Source organism: Streptomyces sp. STAM6 (assembly GCF_054963715.1).
Map to the genome: position 1 here is coordinate 1 of NZ_JBUEFZ010000018.1, position 14,470 is coordinate 14,470.

At 70.2% G+C, this 14,470-nt stretch carries 13 protein-coding genes, 5 tRNA genes and 1 pseudogene; 14 read left to right on the forward strand and 5 right to left on the reverse strand.

Features of this window, described 5'->3' with window-relative positions; translation table 11 throughout:
* The 4 genes and pseudogenes from ACY34K_RS20780 to ACY34K_RS20795 all read right to left on the reverse strand — a co-directional run.
* Window positions 1-188: pseudogene (locus ACY34K_RS20780) on the reverse strand (ATP-binding protein); the annotation flags it as partial.
* Complete coding sequence (locus ACY34K_RS20785) at window positions 169-576, reverse strand: DUF742 domain-containing protein (RefSeq protein ID WP_462749192.1); 408 nt, start codon at window positions 574-576, stop codon at window positions 169-171. The pseudogene ACY34K_RS20780 and the gene ACY34K_RS20785, both read right to left, overlap by 20 nt.
* Before the next feature lie 121 nt (window positions 577-697).
* Entirely contained in the window at window positions 698-1,111 is a 414-nt protein-coding gene (locus ACY34K_RS20790; protein ID WP_462749195.1) for a roadblock/LC7 domain-containing protein, read from the reverse strand.
* Between the two features lie 9 nt (window positions 1,112-1,120).
* On the reverse strand, window positions 1,121-4,711 hold the full coding sequence (locus ACY34K_RS20795; protein WP_462749197.1) for a sensor histidine kinase: 3,591 nt from the start codon (window positions 4,709-4,711) through the stop codon (window positions 1,121-1,123).
* Between the two features lie 604 nt (window positions 4,712-5,315).
* Here ACY34K_RS20795 and ACY34K_RS20800 point away from each other — a divergent pair.
* The 10 genes from ACY34K_RS20800 (at window position 5,316) to ACY34K_RS20845 (ending at window position 9,941) form a co-directional block, all read left to right on the forward strand.
* Window positions 5,316-5,498, forward strand: a complete 183-nt coding sequence (locus ACY34K_RS20800; protein WP_462749200.1) for a hypothetical protein — start codon at window positions 5,316-5,318, stop codon at window positions 5,496-5,498.
* Between the two features lie 79 nt (window positions 5,499-5,577).
* Window positions 5,578-6,354 carry a fumarylacetoacetate hydrolase family protein gene (locus ACY34K_RS20805; protein ID WP_462749202.1) on the forward strand — a complete coding sequence of 259 codons (777 nt, stop codon included), beginning with the start codon at window positions 5,578-5,580 and terminating at the stop codon, window positions 6,352-6,354.
* Window positions 6,347-7,819, forward strand: a complete 1,473-nt coding sequence (gltX, locus tag ACY34K_RS20810; protein ID WP_462749204.1) for a glutamate--tRNA ligase — start codon at window positions 6,347-6,349, stop codon at window positions 7,817-7,819. Before ACY34K_RS20805 ends, gltX begins: the two co-directional genes overlap by 8 nt.
* Before the next feature lie 138 nt (window positions 7,820-7,957).
* Window positions 7,958-8,632 carry a DUF4241 domain-containing protein gene (locus ACY34K_RS20815; RefSeq protein ID WP_462749206.1) on the forward strand — a complete coding sequence of 225 codons (675 nt, stop codon included), beginning with the start codon at window positions 7,958-7,960 and terminating at the stop codon, window positions 8,630-8,632.
* 9 nt (window positions 8,633-8,641) lie between these two features.
* Entirely contained in the window at window positions 8,642-9,361 is a 720-nt protein-coding gene (locus ACY34K_RS20820) for an HAD family hydrolase (RefSeq protein ID WP_462749208.1), read from the forward strand.
* A gap of 90 nt (window positions 9,362-9,451) precedes the next feature.
* Window positions 9,452-9,523: transfer RNA gene (locus tag ACY34K_RS20825), tRNA-Gln, on the forward strand.
* 21 nt (window positions 9,524-9,544) lie between these two features.
* Window positions 9,545-9,617 (forward strand) — tRNA-Glu (locus tag ACY34K_RS20830).
* 63 nt (window positions 9,618-9,680) lie between these two features.
* Window positions 9,681-9,756 (forward strand) — tRNA-Glu (locus tag ACY34K_RS20835).
* A gap of 18 nt (window positions 9,757-9,774) precedes the next feature.
* Window positions 9,775-9,846: transfer RNA gene (locus ACY34K_RS20840), tRNA-Gln, on the forward strand.
* Window positions 9,847-9,868: 22 nt separating this feature from the next.
* Window positions 9,869-9,941, forward strand: a tRNA-Glu gene (locus ACY34K_RS20845).
* Between the two features lie 147 nt (window positions 9,942-10,088).
* Here ACY34K_RS20845 and ndgR read toward each other — a convergent pair.
* A complete protein-coding gene (gene ndgR / locus ACY34K_RS20850; protein ID WP_017947593.1) occupies window positions 10,089-10,805 on the reverse strand; it encodes an IclR family transcriptional regulator NdgR in 717 nt (238 codons plus the stop codon).
* A 179-nt stretch (window positions 10,806-10,984) separates the two neighbouring features.
* Here ndgR and leuC point away from each other — a divergent pair, with 179 nt between their 5' ends.
* The 4 genes from leuC to ACY34K_RS20870 all read left to right on the forward strand — a co-directional run bounded on the left by leuC (window position 10,985) and on the right by ACY34K_RS20870 (window position 14,443).
* Window positions 10,985-12,409, forward strand: coding sequence for a 3-isopropylmalate dehydratase large subunit (gene leuC, locus ACY34K_RS20855; protein ID WP_462749210.1), 1,425 nt, complete (start codon window positions 10,985-10,987; stop codon window positions 12,407-12,409).
* 5 nt (window positions 12,410-12,414) lie between these two features.
* Window positions 12,415-13,008: a 3-isopropylmalate dehydratase small subunit gene (leuD, locus tag ACY34K_RS20860; RefSeq protein ID WP_462749212.1), complete on the forward strand. Its 594-nt coding sequence runs from the start codon at window positions 12,415-12,417 to the stop codon at window positions 13,006-13,008.
* 399 nt (window positions 13,009-13,407) lie between these two features.
* Window positions 13,408-13,635, forward strand: coding sequence for an SCO5555 family protein (locus ACY34K_RS20865; RefSeq protein ID WP_462749213.1), 228 nt, complete (start codon window positions 13,408-13,410; stop codon window positions 13,633-13,635).
* Between the two features lie 142 nt (window positions 13,636-13,777).
* Window positions 13,778-14,443, forward strand: a complete 666-nt coding sequence (locus ACY34K_RS20870) for an HU family DNA-binding protein (RefSeq protein ID WP_462749215.1) — start codon at window positions 13,778-13,780, stop codon at window positions 14,441-14,443.
* Window positions 14,444-14,470: the final 27 nt, after the last annotated feature.

The window sequence follows — 14,470 nt, forward strand, 5'->3', positions numbered from 1 at the left end:
CCGCCGGTGTGCGTCAGATCGTCGATGCCGGCCGAGGCCGACGTCATGACGGCCTCCGTACGGAGCGGGTTGATCTCCGAGACGGCGCCGACGAAGGTCGTCTTGCCCACGCCGAATCCGCCCGCCACCACGATCTTGGCGGAGGTGGTTGAACGGGCCGCACCGCCGCTAGAGCTTGCGAAGTCCACTGAGCACCCTTTCGAGCAGTGTCACATCCGGCGTGCCGCCGGCCTCTCCGTTGCCCGGCTGGTGGATCGCCACCATGCCCGCCTCCGCCAGGTCGGCGACGAGGATCCGGGCCACACCCAGCGGCATCGACAGCAGCGCCGAGACCTCGGCCACCGACTTGACCTCACGGCAGAGGTGGCAGATCCGCTGGTGCTCGGGGAGCAGTCCGCCGAGCAGAGCCGGGTCGGCCGTGGTGGACACCAGCGCCTCTATGGCGAGCTGGTACCGGGGCCGCGTCCGTCCGCCCGTCATGGCGTACGGACGGACCAGCGGTTGGTCGCCCTCATGCCCGTACCCGGCGTCTGTCGAGACGCCGTACGGATCGTGAGAGGCGGTGGGCGGGGTCATGAATCCTCCGGGCTGACAGCAGGTGGTCTGCCTGTCGTCTGACTCGGGCCGGTGGGGGGCCGGATGAGGCGGCCGACGATGAACGGTGTGAGGGAAACGGTACGGAGGGGCGTACCGGGCCTCAGTGGAGCAGGCTGCCCTGGAGCTCGGCGCGGAGATCCGGGGTGAGGACGCTGCCGGCCCGGTCGACCAGCAGCGTCATCTCGTAGCCGACAAGGCCGATGTCGCAGTCCGGGTGTGCGAGCACGGCCATGGAAGAACCGTCGGAGACGGACATGATGAAGAGGAAACCGCGTTCCATCTCCACCACGGTCTGCGCGACCGCGCCGCCCTCGAAGATCCGGGACGCCCCCGCGGTCAGCGAGGTGAGCCCGGACGCGACCGCCGCGAGCTGGTCCGCGCGGTCCCGGGGGAAACCTTCCGACATGGCCAGCAGGAGTCCGTCGGCGGAGACCACCACGGTGTGGGACACCCCGGGGGTGTTGTCCACGAAGTTGGTGATCAACCAGTTCAGGTTCTGGGCCGCCTGGCTCATGGCTCTCAACTAACGCTCCTGCTGGTGAGTGGGGCCGATGTTGAAGCTGCCCGTGGTCGAGCTGCCTGCCTGGCGGCCCTGCTGAATACCGCGGCGGAGATTGGTCAGCCGACCGCGTACGTCGTCGGGAGCGCGCGACACCTGCGGACCGGACTGGTGGGTCTGCTCCTGCGCGGTGCCCGGTACGAGGTTCGCTCGCGGAACCCGGCGGGGCAGACCCGAGGTGGTGACACCGCCCGCGGCGGGCTTGCGGACCCGCTCGGCCTGGCGCACCAGTTCGTCGTTGGGGGAGGTGCGCCACGAACCCGTCGTGGACGCGGCGTCGGCGGACTGGCCACCGGAGCGCTGCGGCGCCGGGGAGGCCGGGCGGTCCTGCGGCGGCTGTGGCGGAACCACCGGGGTCGGGACCGTCTGGTCGTGACGCGGGAACTGCTCGCCGCCCTGCGCGGGAGGAGCCTGCCGGCCCTCCTGACCGCCGTGGAACCAGTTGGTCTCCAGCGTGTCGTACAGCGGCGTACGGCCGTCACCGGCGTTCGGCGCCGGCGGCAGGGCCTCCGGCTGCTGCTGCGGCAGACCCGCGGCCGGCGGGCGCCGGTCGCGCTGCGGGGCCTGGAAGTCCGGGCGGGTGAACTGCTCGGTGGACGCGGGGTCCTGGCCGCCACGGCCCGGCTGACCGCCCTGCGGGCCGGCGTTCAGGTCCTGCCGGGGTCCGGAGAACTCCGGACGGGCGTACTGGCCGGTGACCTCGGGCTCCTCGTGACCGCGCGGTGCGTCCGGCGGCGTCTGCTGCCGGTGCTGCTGCGGCACACGGGCGGGGTCGTTGCCGCCCCACGTGGTGGCCTGGGGCCGCTGGGTGCGCTGCGGCTGCTGCGGGGCGCTGCCCGGCAGCTCGGCGCGCGGACCGCCCGCCTGCGGCGGCTGCTGGCCGCGGCCGTCGCCCTGCTGACCGGCCCCGCCCTGCTGACCGGCGCCACCCTGGTTGTTGTTCTGCCAGATGTCCGAACGCGTCGGTATGCCGCTCTGCTGACCGGCACCCGACGGGGCGCCTCCACGGCTGCCGGCACCGCCGAAGGCACCCGCGAGCCCCGTGCCCTGACGCTGCGCATCCTGCGGCGCCCGACCGGGCTGCTGGCCCTGCGCGCCCGGACGTCCGCCCTGCTGGCCCTGGGCACCGCCCTGACCACGTCCGGCCGCGTCGTCCCGGCCGGGCAGTGCCGCACGGGGCGCGGAGCCCGCGCCCACCTGGCCGCGCGCCGCACCGGCACCGAGCCGGCCCGCGGGCGCGCCGCCGGGGCCGCCGGAGAGACCCTGACCGCCCGCACCACCCGGGAGACCCGGACGGCCACCGGAGCCGGCACCGGGACCGCCGGTCAGCCGGCCGCCGGAAGCCGCCGGAGCCTGCGGCATCGCGCCCTGGCCACCCTGGCCGCCCTGGCCCGGAGCGGGCTTCTTGCCGCCCTGGGCGACGTCGACGGGGAGCATGACCAGCGCGGTCGTGCCGCCCGAGTCGGACGGGCGCAGCTGGATGCGGATGCCGTGTCGCAGGGACAGGCGGCCGACCACGAACAGACCCATGCGGCGGGAGACCGAGACGTCCACGGTGGGCGGCGACGCCAGTCGCTCGTTGATCGCGGCGAGGTCCTCGGGGGAGAGGCCGATGCCGGTGTCGTGGATCTCGACGAGCACCCGGCCGTCGGGCAGCGCGTGACCGGTGACGCGGACCTTCGTCTGAGGCGAGGAGAACGATGTCGCGTTCTCCAGCAGCTCGGCGAGGAGGTGCACGAGGTCGTTGACGACACGGCCGGCGACCTCGGTCGCGGGGACGGCGGCCAGTTCGATGCGCTCGTACTGCTCCACCTCGGAGGCGGCGGCACGGAGCACGTCGACCAGCGGGACGGGCCGGGTCCACCGGCGTCCCGGCTCCTCACCCGCGAGGACGAGGAGGTTCTCACCGTTCCGGCGCATACGCGTGGCGAGGTGGTCGAGCTTGAACAGCGAGGACAGCTGGTCCGGGTCGGCCTCGCGGGACTCCAGCTCGGAGATCAGCGAGAGCTGACGCTGGATCAGACCCTGGCTCCGGCGCGAGAGGTTGGTGAACATCGCGTTGACGTTGCCCCGGAGGAGGGCCTGCTCGGAGGCGAGGCGGACCGCCTCGCGGTGCACGTCGTCGAAGGCCGCGGCCACCTGGCCGATCTCGTCCCGGGAGTGCACACCGACGGACTCCACGGACGTGTCGACGTCCTGCGGGTCGGACTCGGAGAGCTGCTTGACCAGCTCGGGCAGACGTTCCTGGGCGACCTTGGTCGCGGTGTCCTGCAGCCGGCGCAGCGACCGGATCATGGAGCGGGCCACCACGAAGGCGCCGACCAGTGAGACACCGAGCACGAGCAGGATCAGCGCACCGTTGATGATCGCGTCGCGCTGCGACTCCTGGCGCAGGTCACGCGCGGTGCCCTCCATCTCGCCCAGCAGCGTGGCCTCGATGGTGTCCATCGCCCGGATCTTGACCTCGTCCTCGTCGGTCCAGTCCAGGTGGTTACGGGCGGCCTGCTTCTGCATGCCCTCCTCGTCGGCACCGAGGACCTGATCGGCGTACCGGTCGGCGGAGGCGATGGACGGGTTGCCGCTGTTGAGCGGGGCCAGCAGCTCGGCCGCCTCACCGCCCGCGGACTCGTAGATGGCCTCGAAGGACTTGAGGGCGTTCTTCTCGTTGACGCGCGCGGCCTGACCGTACTGGCGGTCGTTCGGGTCGAGCGAGCCCTTCTTGTCGTTCGTCTTGGGCAGGGCGGCGGCGATGATCGCCCGCTGGACGGAGGCGTACTCCTTGGCGGACGAGAACGCCGCCAGCGCGCGGGTGCGCTTGATCATCTCCGGGTTGCTGGTCGCCTGCGCCATGTCCTGCGACAGGCTGAGCAGCGATTCGATCAGCCGGCTGTAGCGCTCGACCGTCTGGAAGTCCTGGGTGCCGGGCGCATAGGCGCCCTTGCGGAGGTCGCCGAGGGTGACGACCTGGGAGGCGATCTGGTTGACGTTGGCGCGGATGCTCTGGAGCGCCTCGTTGCCCTGGGTGTTGCCGATCGCCTCGGTGGCCTTGAGGAACGCCCGCTGCTTGCGGTCGGAGTCCTTGCGCGGCTCGCTGACCTTGTAGTCCGCCGGGGACGCCCCGTTGCTCAGCGGACCCGCCGACAGGTCCCGCTCCTTCTGGAGCGCCTTGGCGAGGTTGGTCGCCTCCTGAGTCAACTTGGTCAGCAGCTGCATGTGGTCCAGCTGCTCCATGTCGTTCATGGAGTCGTTGATACGAATGCCGCCCAGCGTCGTCGCCGCGACCACGGGGAGGGCCAGCAGCGAGACCAGGCGGGTGCTGATGCGCCAGTTGCGCAGGGCTATTCGTGAGCCGGCCTCGGAAGGCCCCTTCGGCTTCGGGGCGGATTTGGGCTCAGCACCGCCCGCGCCACCGCGGGAGGCTCGCTCGGCGGCCTCGCCGGCCGCGCCCGGTCCCGGGTTCTGGGTGTGCTGGGGCGAGGACCCGCGGTCGGTCCCGCGCGGCTCTGCATCCGCCGCAGCTTCCCCTCGCCCCTGGCGGGGCTGGGGAGACCCCATGCCATCCCTCTTGAAACGTCCCTGCACTAGCGTCGCAACCTCTGGACCAGGCGTCCCTCCGCGTGAACGGACGAGACGGTGTCGGCGTCGTGGAGCGCGAGTGCGCCCCATGGTGGTCGTTGAGTGACCGGCGCTCTTCCCCCTTCCCCGCCGCCACTCGGCGCTGCGTTGCGCCCCTGCGCGCCGGCCTACAAACCGCGGCGGTGCGTGGAATTCCAGCACAGTGCCGGATCTCCAACAAGGGCACCGACACGCGCCCCGGCGGGGGCGACGGAACGTGAGCACGGCGTCACGAACCGTAGAAGCCGATCAGGGAGAAAACGGACTAACCGGGGTGAGTCGCTTAGGGGGCGGGGGTGTCCCAGTCGCCATGATCAGGAGCGGAATGATGCGTTCAGGGGCGCAATGTCCGTTTTCACTGGTCCAGCCACCAGCCTGTAATGTCGGGATTGCCCCCCAGGTGGTGAGCAAACTCACACGTAGATCGTTGAGACATACCGTCATTCGCGGGGAATCCCATGTTTAGCCTGACGCTTTACAGGGATGGGAAATCCGTCAACCAGCGCCACGACCGGCGCCCGTACCCCGAGGTCTGAAGCCACCGATGAAGACGACGATGACGTTCCGCAGCATCGCCAACCCCCGCCGCACCACCCTCGTCCACCTGGCCGACGCCGGTGAGCTGGAGCAGGGTGCCCGGCCGGAGCCCTCGGCAGACCTCCCCACGAGCACGGCCAACCCGCGCCGCACCACCCTGATCGACGCCCCCGTCGCCGTCGCGCAGTAATACGGCAGGTGGGCGGCGGCTTCCGCGTTAGCCTGGAGCGTCAGACTCCAGCCAGCGGAAGTAAGGGGCACGGCATCCCGTGCGCATCGCCAGGTTCTCCATCGACGGCAATGTCGCCTTCGGCGCGGTCGAGGGTGAAGGCCCCGACAGCCTCGTCCTCGACATCATCAAGGGTATTCCGTACGCCGACTTCGAACTCAGCGGGACCAAGGTCCCGCTGAGTAAGGTCCGGCTCCTGCCGCCCGTGCTCCCCAACAAGGTCGTGGCCATCGGCCGCAACTACGCGGAGCACGCGCGGGAGCTCGGGAACGACGTCCCCGACGTGCCCGTCGCCTTCTTCAAGCCCACCACCTCGGTGATCGGCTCCGGCGACGCCATCGAGTACCCCTCCTTCTCCGAGGAACTGCACCACGAGGCCGAGCTCGCCGTCGTCATCGGCCGCATGTGCCGCGAGGTCCCGCGCGAGCGCGTCAAGGACGTCATCTTCGGCTACACCTGCGCCAACGACGTCACCGCTCGCGACGTGCAGAAGCGCGAGCCCCAGTGGGCCCGGGCCAAGGGATTCGACACCTCGTGCCCGCTCGGCCCCTGGGTGGAGACCGACATCGACCCCGGCGACCTCACCATCCAGTGCACGGTCAACGGTGAACAGCGCCAGCTGGGTCGTACGAGCGACATGACCCGCTCCATCGAGGACCTGGTCGTCCACATCACCGAGGCCATGACGCTGCTCCCGGGCGACGTCATCCTCACCGGCACCCCGGCCGGGGTCGGCCCCCTCTCCGTCGGCGACGAGGTCGCCGTCACCATCGAAGGCATCGGCACTCTCACCAACAAGGTGATCAAGCGTGGCTAACGCGATCCGCGTACGTTTCTGTCCCTCGCCGACCGGCAACCCCCACGTGGGCCTGGTCCGCACCGCCCTGTTCAACTGGGCGTTCGCCCGGCACCACCAGGGCACCATGGTCTTCCGCATCGAGGACACCGACGCGGCCCGCGACTCGGAGGAGTCCTACCAGCAGCTGCTGGACTCCATGCGCTGGCTGGGCCTCGACTGGGACGAGGGCCCCGAGATCGGCGGCCCCCACGCGCCGTACCGCCAGTCGCAGCGCATGGACCTCTACAAGGACATCGCGCAGAAGCTCCTCGACGGCGGCTACGCCTACCCCTGCTACTGCACGGCCACCGAGCTCGACGAGCGCCGCGAGGCCGCCCGCGCCGCCGGCCGCCCGTCCGGCTACGACGGCACGTGCCGCGACCTGACCGCCGAGCAGAAGGCCGCGTACGAGGCGGAGGGCCGCGAGTCCATCGTCCGCTTCCGCATGCCGGACGAGCCGATCACCTTCACCGACCTGGTCCGCGGCGAGCTGACCTTCACCCCGGACAACGTGCCGGACTACGGCATCGTCCGCGCGAACGGCGCCCCCCTCTACACGCTCGTCAACCCGGTCGACGACGCGCTGATGGAGATCACCCACGTGCTGCGCGGCGAGGACCTGCTGTCCTCCACCCCGCGCCAGATCGCGCTCTACAAGGCGCTGATCGAGCTGGGCGTGGCCAAGTCGATCCCGGCCTTCGGCCACCTGCCCTACGTGATGGGCGAGGGCAACAAGAAGCTCTCCAAGCGCGACCCGCAGGCGTCCCTGAACGTCTACCGCGAGCGCGGCTTCCTCCCCGAGGGCCTGCTGAACTACCTCTCCCTGCTCGGCTGGTCCTTCTCGGCCGACCAGGACGTCTTCACCATCCCCGAGATGATCGAGAAGTTCGACGTCGCGGACGTGAACGCCAACCCGGCGCGCTTCGACCTGAAGAAGGCCGAATCCATCAACGCGGACCACATCCGCATGCTGGACGTGAAGGACTTCACCGAGGCCTGTGAGCCGTGGCTGAGCGCCCCGCACGCCAACTGGGACGCCGAGGACTTCGACCGGGCCGCGTGGGAGGCGATCGCCCCGCACGCCCAGACGCGGCTGACGGTGCTGTCCGACATCACCGCCAACGTCGACTTCCTCTTCCGCAAGGAGCCGGTCGAGGACGAGGCGTCCTGGCAGAAGGCGATGAAGGAGGGCTCCGACGCCCTGCTGCGCACGGCCCGCGCCAAGCTGGAGACCGCGGACTGGACCAGCCCGGAGTCGCTGAAGAACGCCGTCCTGGCGGCCGGTGAGGAGCACGGCCTCAAGCTCGGCAAGGCCCAGGCCCCGGTCCGCGTCGCGGTCACCGGCCGCACCGTCGGCCTGCCGCTGTTCGAGTCGCTGGAGGTCCTCGGCAAGGAGCGCACCCTGGCCCGGATCGACGCGGCGCTGGCGAAGCTGGCCGCGTAGCACCCGGCACCCACGCCGCGGGGGCGGCCACCGGAGGACGGTGGCCGCCCCCGCGGCGTTGTCGGTGCCCGTCGCTAGGGTTCCCCCGTACGAGCCGCACCCCGTGTGCCGGCGCACCATCCCGAGGGGGGACCCGCAATGCCCATGGCCGCCGCCGACTTCTCCTGGCACTTCACGCCGGGGAACACCTTCCGGTTCGAGTCGGGCCAGACCGGCACGCTGTCCGTGGCGCCCGGCGGGGAGCTCTGGCTGCCCACCGGCCGGGTCGTCGCCTGCGACCCCTTCATCAGCCTCGGCGCCGGGGAGGCCGAGCCCTTCACCGCCGCCGTCGAGCCGGGGCGGTACGCCGTGGAGGCCGCCGTGGTCACCGTCACACAGCCGGACGAGCCGCCCGCCGACCGCCCCCACCTGAGGATCGCCGCCGCCCGGCTGGTGATCAAGGACACGCCGACGGTCTCGTACGAGCTCGCGCTCCAGCCCGGCCAGGACGCCTCCGAGCTCTCCGACGACGAGTTCTACGGGTACGGCGTGGACGCCGGCACCGGGTGCTTCTACGACGCGGCGTGCGACGAGTCCTTCCCCGAGTGCGAGGGCGACGAAGGGCCCCTGTGGGACGCCTTCGACCAGGACGGCTGGTCCGAGGGCCCGCACCTGATCACCGCCCCGGACACCGGCCACAACCTGGTCGCCTTCACCTCCGGCTGGGGCGACGGCGCCTATCCGACCTGGGTCGGCCGGGACGCCGAGGGCGCGATCACGTGTTTCGTCACGGACTTCTTCGTCGTCCCCCGGGAGGCGGTACCGGCCACGTAGGCTCGATCCATGCCGATCCGCGCCGTCCTCTGGGACATCGACGACACGATCTTCGACTACGCGAGCGCCGACCGCGCCGGCATGCTGAACCATCTGACGGCCGAGGGCCTGGTGGACGGGTACGACTCCGTCGACCAGGCCCTTCTCCGCTGGAAGGAGATCACCACCTTCCACTGGCGCCGCTTCGAGGCCGGCGGCGTCGACTTCCAGGACCAGCGCCGCGACCGGGTCCGGGACTTCCTGTCGGCGGAGCTGACCGACGCCGAGGCCGACGCCTGGTTCAACCGGTACGTGACCCACTACGAAGCCGCCTGGGCGCTCTTCCCGGACACCGTGCCCGCCCTCGACCTGCTGGCGAGCGGCTACCGACACGCCGTGCTGTCCAACTCCTCCGCCCTCAATCAGGACCGCAAGCTGCGCGTGCTGGGCGTACGGGACCGTTTCGAGGCCCTGCTGTGCGCGGCCGAGCTCGGTGTCTCCAAGCCCGCCGCCGAGGCCTTCCACGCCGCCTGCGAGGCGCTGGCGCTGCCTCCCGGGGACGTGGCCTACGTCGGCGACCAGCCGGACATCGACGCCCGGGGGGCCGTCGAGGCCGGTCTCACGGGCATCTGGCTGGACCGGACGGGCGCCGGCGGGCGGCCCGAACTGACCCGGATCACCGGGCTGGCCCAGCTGCCCGCGCTGTTGCGCGGCGATACCCGTTTTGGAGCGTCGGACACCTTCAGGTAATGTTCTTCCTGCGCCGAGGGGAGCGGGCCGAAAGGCCGGAACTCCGGAGCGTAACCCGAACAAAAACCCCTACCGGGGGTTGCGTTTTGGTGGCCTATGGTGTAATTGGCAGCACGACTGATTCTGGTTCAGTTAGTCTTGGTTCGAGTCCAGGTAGGCCAGCTCGCAGAGCTCATCTGCAAAGCCCCCGTTGTGTAGCGGCCTAGCACGCTGCCCTCTCAAGGCAGTAGCGCCGGTTCGAATCCGGTCGGGGGTACAGATCCTTCCCGCGCAGGTCATCCGGGTCGCACCCGATGACCTGCGATGCAGGATCGCTAGGGCCCCCGTTGTGTAGCGGCCTAGCACGCCGCCCTCTCAAGGCGGTAGCGCCGGTTCGAATCCGGTCGGGGGTACCAACTGGTCTAAACCACCAGTGGCCTATGGTGTAATTGGCAGCACGACTGATTCTGGTTCAGTTAGTCTTGGTTCGAGTCCAGGTAGGCCAGCGGGATCATGCAAGTGATCCATGCCCCCGTTGTGTAGCGGCCTAGCACGCCGCCCTCTCAAGGCGGTAGCGCCGGTTCGAATCCGGTCGGGGGTACGCATCGAGGAAGCCCTCCCCAGCAGGGGAGGGCTTCCTCGTTTTCATGATCGAAAAATGCACAGAGGGCGAGAACAACTCCGGCCCACCGCTGCGGCGTTGAAGCGGAGGGCCGGTCGTTGGCAGAAGGGATGGACGGGAAGCCGGTCAGCCCGAGCGGCGCAGGGCGTCCGACAGCCGGGCGGCCGCGTCGATGACGGCCTGGGCGTGCATACGGCCCGGGTGGCGCGTCAGCCGCTCGATCGGCCCGGAGACCGACACGGCGGCCACCACGCGGTTCGACGGGCCGCGTACCGGCGCGGAGACCGAGGCCACACCGGGCTCCCGCTCGCCGATCGACTGGGCCCAGCCGCGGCGCCGTACGCCCGACAGGGCCGTCGCCGTGAAGCGGGCGCCCTGGAGGCCCCTGTGCAGCCGCTCGGGCTCCTCCCAGGCCATCAGGATCTGCGCCGACGAGCCGGCCTTCATCGTGAGCGTGGAGCCGACCGGCACGGTGTCCCGCAGTCCGGACAGCCGCTCCGCCGCGGCGACACAGATCCGCATGTCGCCCTGGCGCCGGTAGAGCTGCGCGCTCTCCCCGGTCACGTCCCGCAGATGAGTCAGTACCGGTCCGGCCGTGGCCAGCAGCCGGTCCTCACCGGCCGCGGCGGCGAGCTCCGCCAGCCGCGGGCCCAGGATGAACCGGCCCTGCATGTCCCTCGCCACCATCCGGTGGTGTTCCAGTGCCACGGCAAGGCGATGTGCCGTGGGTCGTGCGAGCCCTGTCGCCGCGACCAGCCCGGCGAGGGTGGCCGGACCGGACTCCAGGGCGCTCAGTACCAGAGCTGCCTTGTCGAGAACGCCGACGCCGCTAGAGTTGTCCATGCAACGATATTCACGTCTCACTCTGTGAAACGCAAGTTCAATTTTCCAGGGATCTTGCCACTCTGGAGGTGCGGCCCGCGGACCAACGGGTCCGTTGCCGGCGTCCGGCACGTGGGAACGGACGCGGGCCCACATATCTCTAGAGGTGCCGGCACAACACGCCGGCCGGAGGGAAAGCGATGGGTAGGACACTCGCGGAGAAGGTCTGGGACGACCATGTCGTCCGGCGCGCCGAGGGCGAGCCCGACCTCCTCTTCATCGATCTGCACCTGCTGCACGAGGTGACCAGCCCCCAGGCCTTCGACGGCCTGCGCCAGAACGGCCGCCAGGTGCGGCGGCTCGATCTCACCATCGCCACCGAGGACCACAACACCCCGACCCTCGACATCGACAAGCCCATCGCCGACCCGGTCTCCCGGGCCCAGCTGGAGACGCTGCGGAAGAACTGCGCCGAGTTCGGCGTGCGCCTGCACCCGCTCGGCGACGTCGAGCAGGGCGTCGTCCACGTGGTGGGCCCGCAGCTGGGCCTGACCCAGCCGGGCACCACCGTGGTCTGCGGCGACTCCCACACCTCCACGCACGGCGCCTTCGGGGCGCTCGCCTTCGGCATCGGCACCTCCCAGGTCGAGCACGTCCTGGCCACCCAGACCCTGCCCATGGCCCGCCCGAAGACCATGGCGATCACGGTCGACGGCGAGCTGCCCGACGGTGTCACCGCCAAGGACCTGATCCTGGCGATCATCGCGAAGATCGGCACCGGCGGCGGCCAGGGATACGTCCTGGAGTACCGCGGCAGCGCCATCGAGAAACTGTCGATGGAGTCCCGGATGACCATCTGCAACATGTCCATCGAGGCGGGCGCCCGCGCGGGCATGATCGCCCCGGACGAGACCACCTTCGCCTATCTGAAGGGCCGCGCCCACGCCCCCGAGGGCGAGGACTGGGACGCCGCGGTGGCCTACTGGAAGACCCTGAAGACGGACCAGGACGCGGTCTTCGACGCCGAGGTCGTCATCGACGCCGCCGAGCTGGCGCCGTTCGTCACCTGGGGCACCAACCCCGGCCAGGGAGCGCCGCTTTCGGCGTCCGTCCCCGACCCTGCTTCGTACGAAGACGCTTCGGAGCGCCTGGCCGCCGAAAAGGCCCTGGAGTACATGGGGTTGACCGCCGGGCAGCCACTGCGCGACATCAAGGTCGACACCGTCTTCGTAGGCTCCTGCACCAACGGCCGGATCGAGGACCTGCGCGCCGCCGCCTCCATCCTGGACGGCCGCAAAGTAGCCGACAACGTACGCATGCTGGTCGTCCCCGGCTCCGTCCGGGTCGCCCTGCAGGCCGTCGAGGAGGGCCTGGACAAGGTCTTCAAGGAGGCCGGCGCCGAATGGCGGCACGCGGGCTGTTCCATGTGTCTGGGCATGAACCCCGACCAACTCGCGCCCGGTGAGCGTTCCGCGTCCACCTCCAACCGCAACTTCGAGGGCAGGCAGGGCAAGGGCGGCCGCACCCACCTGGTGTCGCCGCAGGTCGCCGCCGCCACCGCGGTGCTGGGCCACCTCGCCTCGCCCGCCGACCTGTCCGAAGCCCCCGCGACCGCCGGAGTCTGAGAACCATGGAAGCCTTCACCACCCACACCGGCCGGGCCGTCCCGCTGCGCCGCAGCAACGTCGACACCGACCAGATCATCCCCGCGCACTGGCTGAAGAAGGTCACCCGCGACGGCTTCGAGGACGGGCTGTTCGAGGCCTGGCGCAAGGACTCCGCATTCGTCCTCAACCGCCCCGAGCGGCAGGGCGCCACCGTCCTGGTCGCCGGCCCCGACTTCGGCACCGGCTCGTCCCGCGAGCACGCCGTCTGGGCGCTGCAGAACTACGGCTTCAAGGCCGTCATCTCCTCCCGCTTCGCCGACATCTTCCGCGGCAACTCGCTGAAGAACGGCCTGCTCACGGTGGTTCTCGACCAGAAGGTCGTGGACGCGCTGTGGGAGCTGACCGAGGCCGACCCACAGGCCGAGATCACCGTCGACCTGCAGGACCGCCAGGTCCGTGCCGAAGGCATCACCGCCGACTTCGAACTCGACGAGAACGCCCGCTGGCGGCTGCTGAACGGCCTGGACGACATCAGCATCACGCTGCGGAACGAGGACGACATCGCCGCCTACGAGGCGAAGCGCCCCTCCTACAAGCCGCGGACCCTGCAGGTCTGAGCCCCGCGTCACCTGGATGCCCCCGGCCGTTCGACGGCCGGGGGCATCTGTGTGTACGGCTCCGGAAACCGGGCACGGATCCGGGGGTCCGGGGGTGGACGCGGGCACGGTCCGGAGCGCCACGGGCACCCCAACTCGTTGGCGTGAAAGTGACCCTGCGAAGGTCGGCCGGACCGTCCGAGGGGCCATCCGGCTGACGTTGTCCACCGGTTTCCCAGGACGCCGCAGCGCCCTCGGAGAGGTAGCCGAAAGGGACTCCAACTCGGCTTGCGCACAGGGAAATTGGCTGCTGAGGGGGGTGACGGTGCGAGGTGCCCCGCAGTGCCCCGATCGGCCCTCGGGGCAGGCCAGTTACCCCCTACGGAGGCGACAACTCGCCCCAGATGGCACAATCGGTGCATGGAACGCGACAGCCAACTCGAGCTCTATGAGGTGGTCGCAGCCCGACTGAAAGAAGCGCACACCCGAGTGCGCGAACTGCAAGTCCCGGAGGGCGTAAGGATGGCGCTGTCCCGGAAGCTGCTGGCCGTGACGGCCTCGGCGAAGCACGATCTCGCAGGCGCGGCAAAGCGCCTGGACCGGTTGATGAAGGACCTCGATGAGGGCCGATTCCCTGAAGGCGACTAACTCTCCGAACTCCGCGACGGCCGACTTCGTTGCGGCACTAGGGTGATTAGCCCGTTTCGTGTTTGATTTGCGGTATATATCTGCCTAACGTGCGAAAAAGCTTGAACACTTTCGTTCCGGCAATGTCTCCGAAGGGGAAGACGTGAACAAGGCGCAGCTCGTAGAAGCGATTGCCGACAAGATGGGCGGCCGCCAGCAGGCCGCCGATGCTGTCGACGCGGTACTCGACGCGATCGTCCGCGCCGTGGTCGGCGGCGACCGGGTCTCGGTCACCGGCTTCGGTTCGTTCGAAAAGGTCGACCGTCCCGCCCGTTACGCCCGTAACCCGCAGACGGGTGAGCGCGTGCGGGTCAAGAAGACCTCCGTTCCGCGCTTCCGCGCAGGCCAGGGCTTCAAGGACCTGGTCAGCGGCTCGAAGAAGCTCCCCAAGGGTGGCGAGGTGTCGGTCAAGAAGGCGCCCAAGGGCAGCCTTTCCGGCGGCGCCGCCGCCCGCACCACGGTGAAGAAGGCCGCGGCGAAGAAGGCCACCACCAAGAAGGCCGCGGCGAAGAAGACCACCCCGGCGAAGACCACCGCGGCGGCGAAGAAGACCACCGCCGCCAAGAAGACCACCGCGGCGGCGAAGAAGACCACCGCGAAGAAGGCGGCGCCGGCGAAGAAGGCGGCCCCCGCCAAGACCGCGGCGGCCAAGAAGACCACGGCCAAGAAGACCGCTCCGGCGAAGAAGGCCGCGGCCAAGAAGGCCCCCGCCAAGAAGGCCACGGCGCGCAAGACCACCGCCAAGAAGACCACCGCGCGGAAGAGGTAAGCGGCACAGGCTCCAAGGGCCACTCAC

Bases quoted from the DNA above. Each gene is read 5' to 3' on its own strand.
- ACY34K_RS20785 (WP_462749192.1), bottom strand. From the start codon at position 576: ATGACCCCGCCCACCGCCTCTCACGATCCGTACGGCGTCTCGACAGAC.
- ACY34K_RS20790 (WP_462749195.1), bottom strand. From the start codon at position 1,111: ATGAGCCAGGCGGCCCAGAACCTGAACTGGTTGATCACCAACTTCGTG.
- ACY34K_RS20795 (WP_462749197.1), bottom strand. From the start codon at position 4,711: ATGGGGTCTCCCCAGCCCCGCCAGGGGCGAGGGGAAGCTGCGGCGGAT.
- ACY34K_RS20800 (WP_462749200.1), top strand. From the start codon at position 5,316: ATGAAGACGACGATGACGTTCCGCAGCATCGCCAACCCCCGCCGCACC.
- ACY34K_RS20815 (WP_462749206.1), top strand. From the start codon at position 7,958: ATGCCCATGGCCGCCGCCGACTTCTCCTGGCACTTCACGCCGGGGAAC.
- ACY34K_RS20820 (WP_462749208.1), top strand. From the start codon at position 8,642: ATGCCGATCCGCGCCGTCCTCTGGGACATCGACGACACGATCTTCGAC.
- ndgR (WP_017947593.1), bottom strand. From the start codon at position 10,805: ATGGACAACTCTAGCGGCGTCGGCGTTCTCGACAAGGCAGCTCTGGTA.
- leuC (WP_462749210.1), top strand. From the start codon at position 10,985: ATGGGTAGGACACTCGCGGAGAAGGTCTGGGACGACCATGTCGTCCGG.
- leuD (WP_462749212.1), top strand. From the start codon at position 12,415: ATGGAAGCCTTCACCACCCACACCGGCCGGGCCGTCCCGCTGCGCCGC.
- ACY34K_RS20865 (WP_462749213.1), top strand. From the start codon at position 13,408: ATGGAACGCGACAGCCAACTCGAGCTCTATGAGGTGGTCGCAGCCCGA.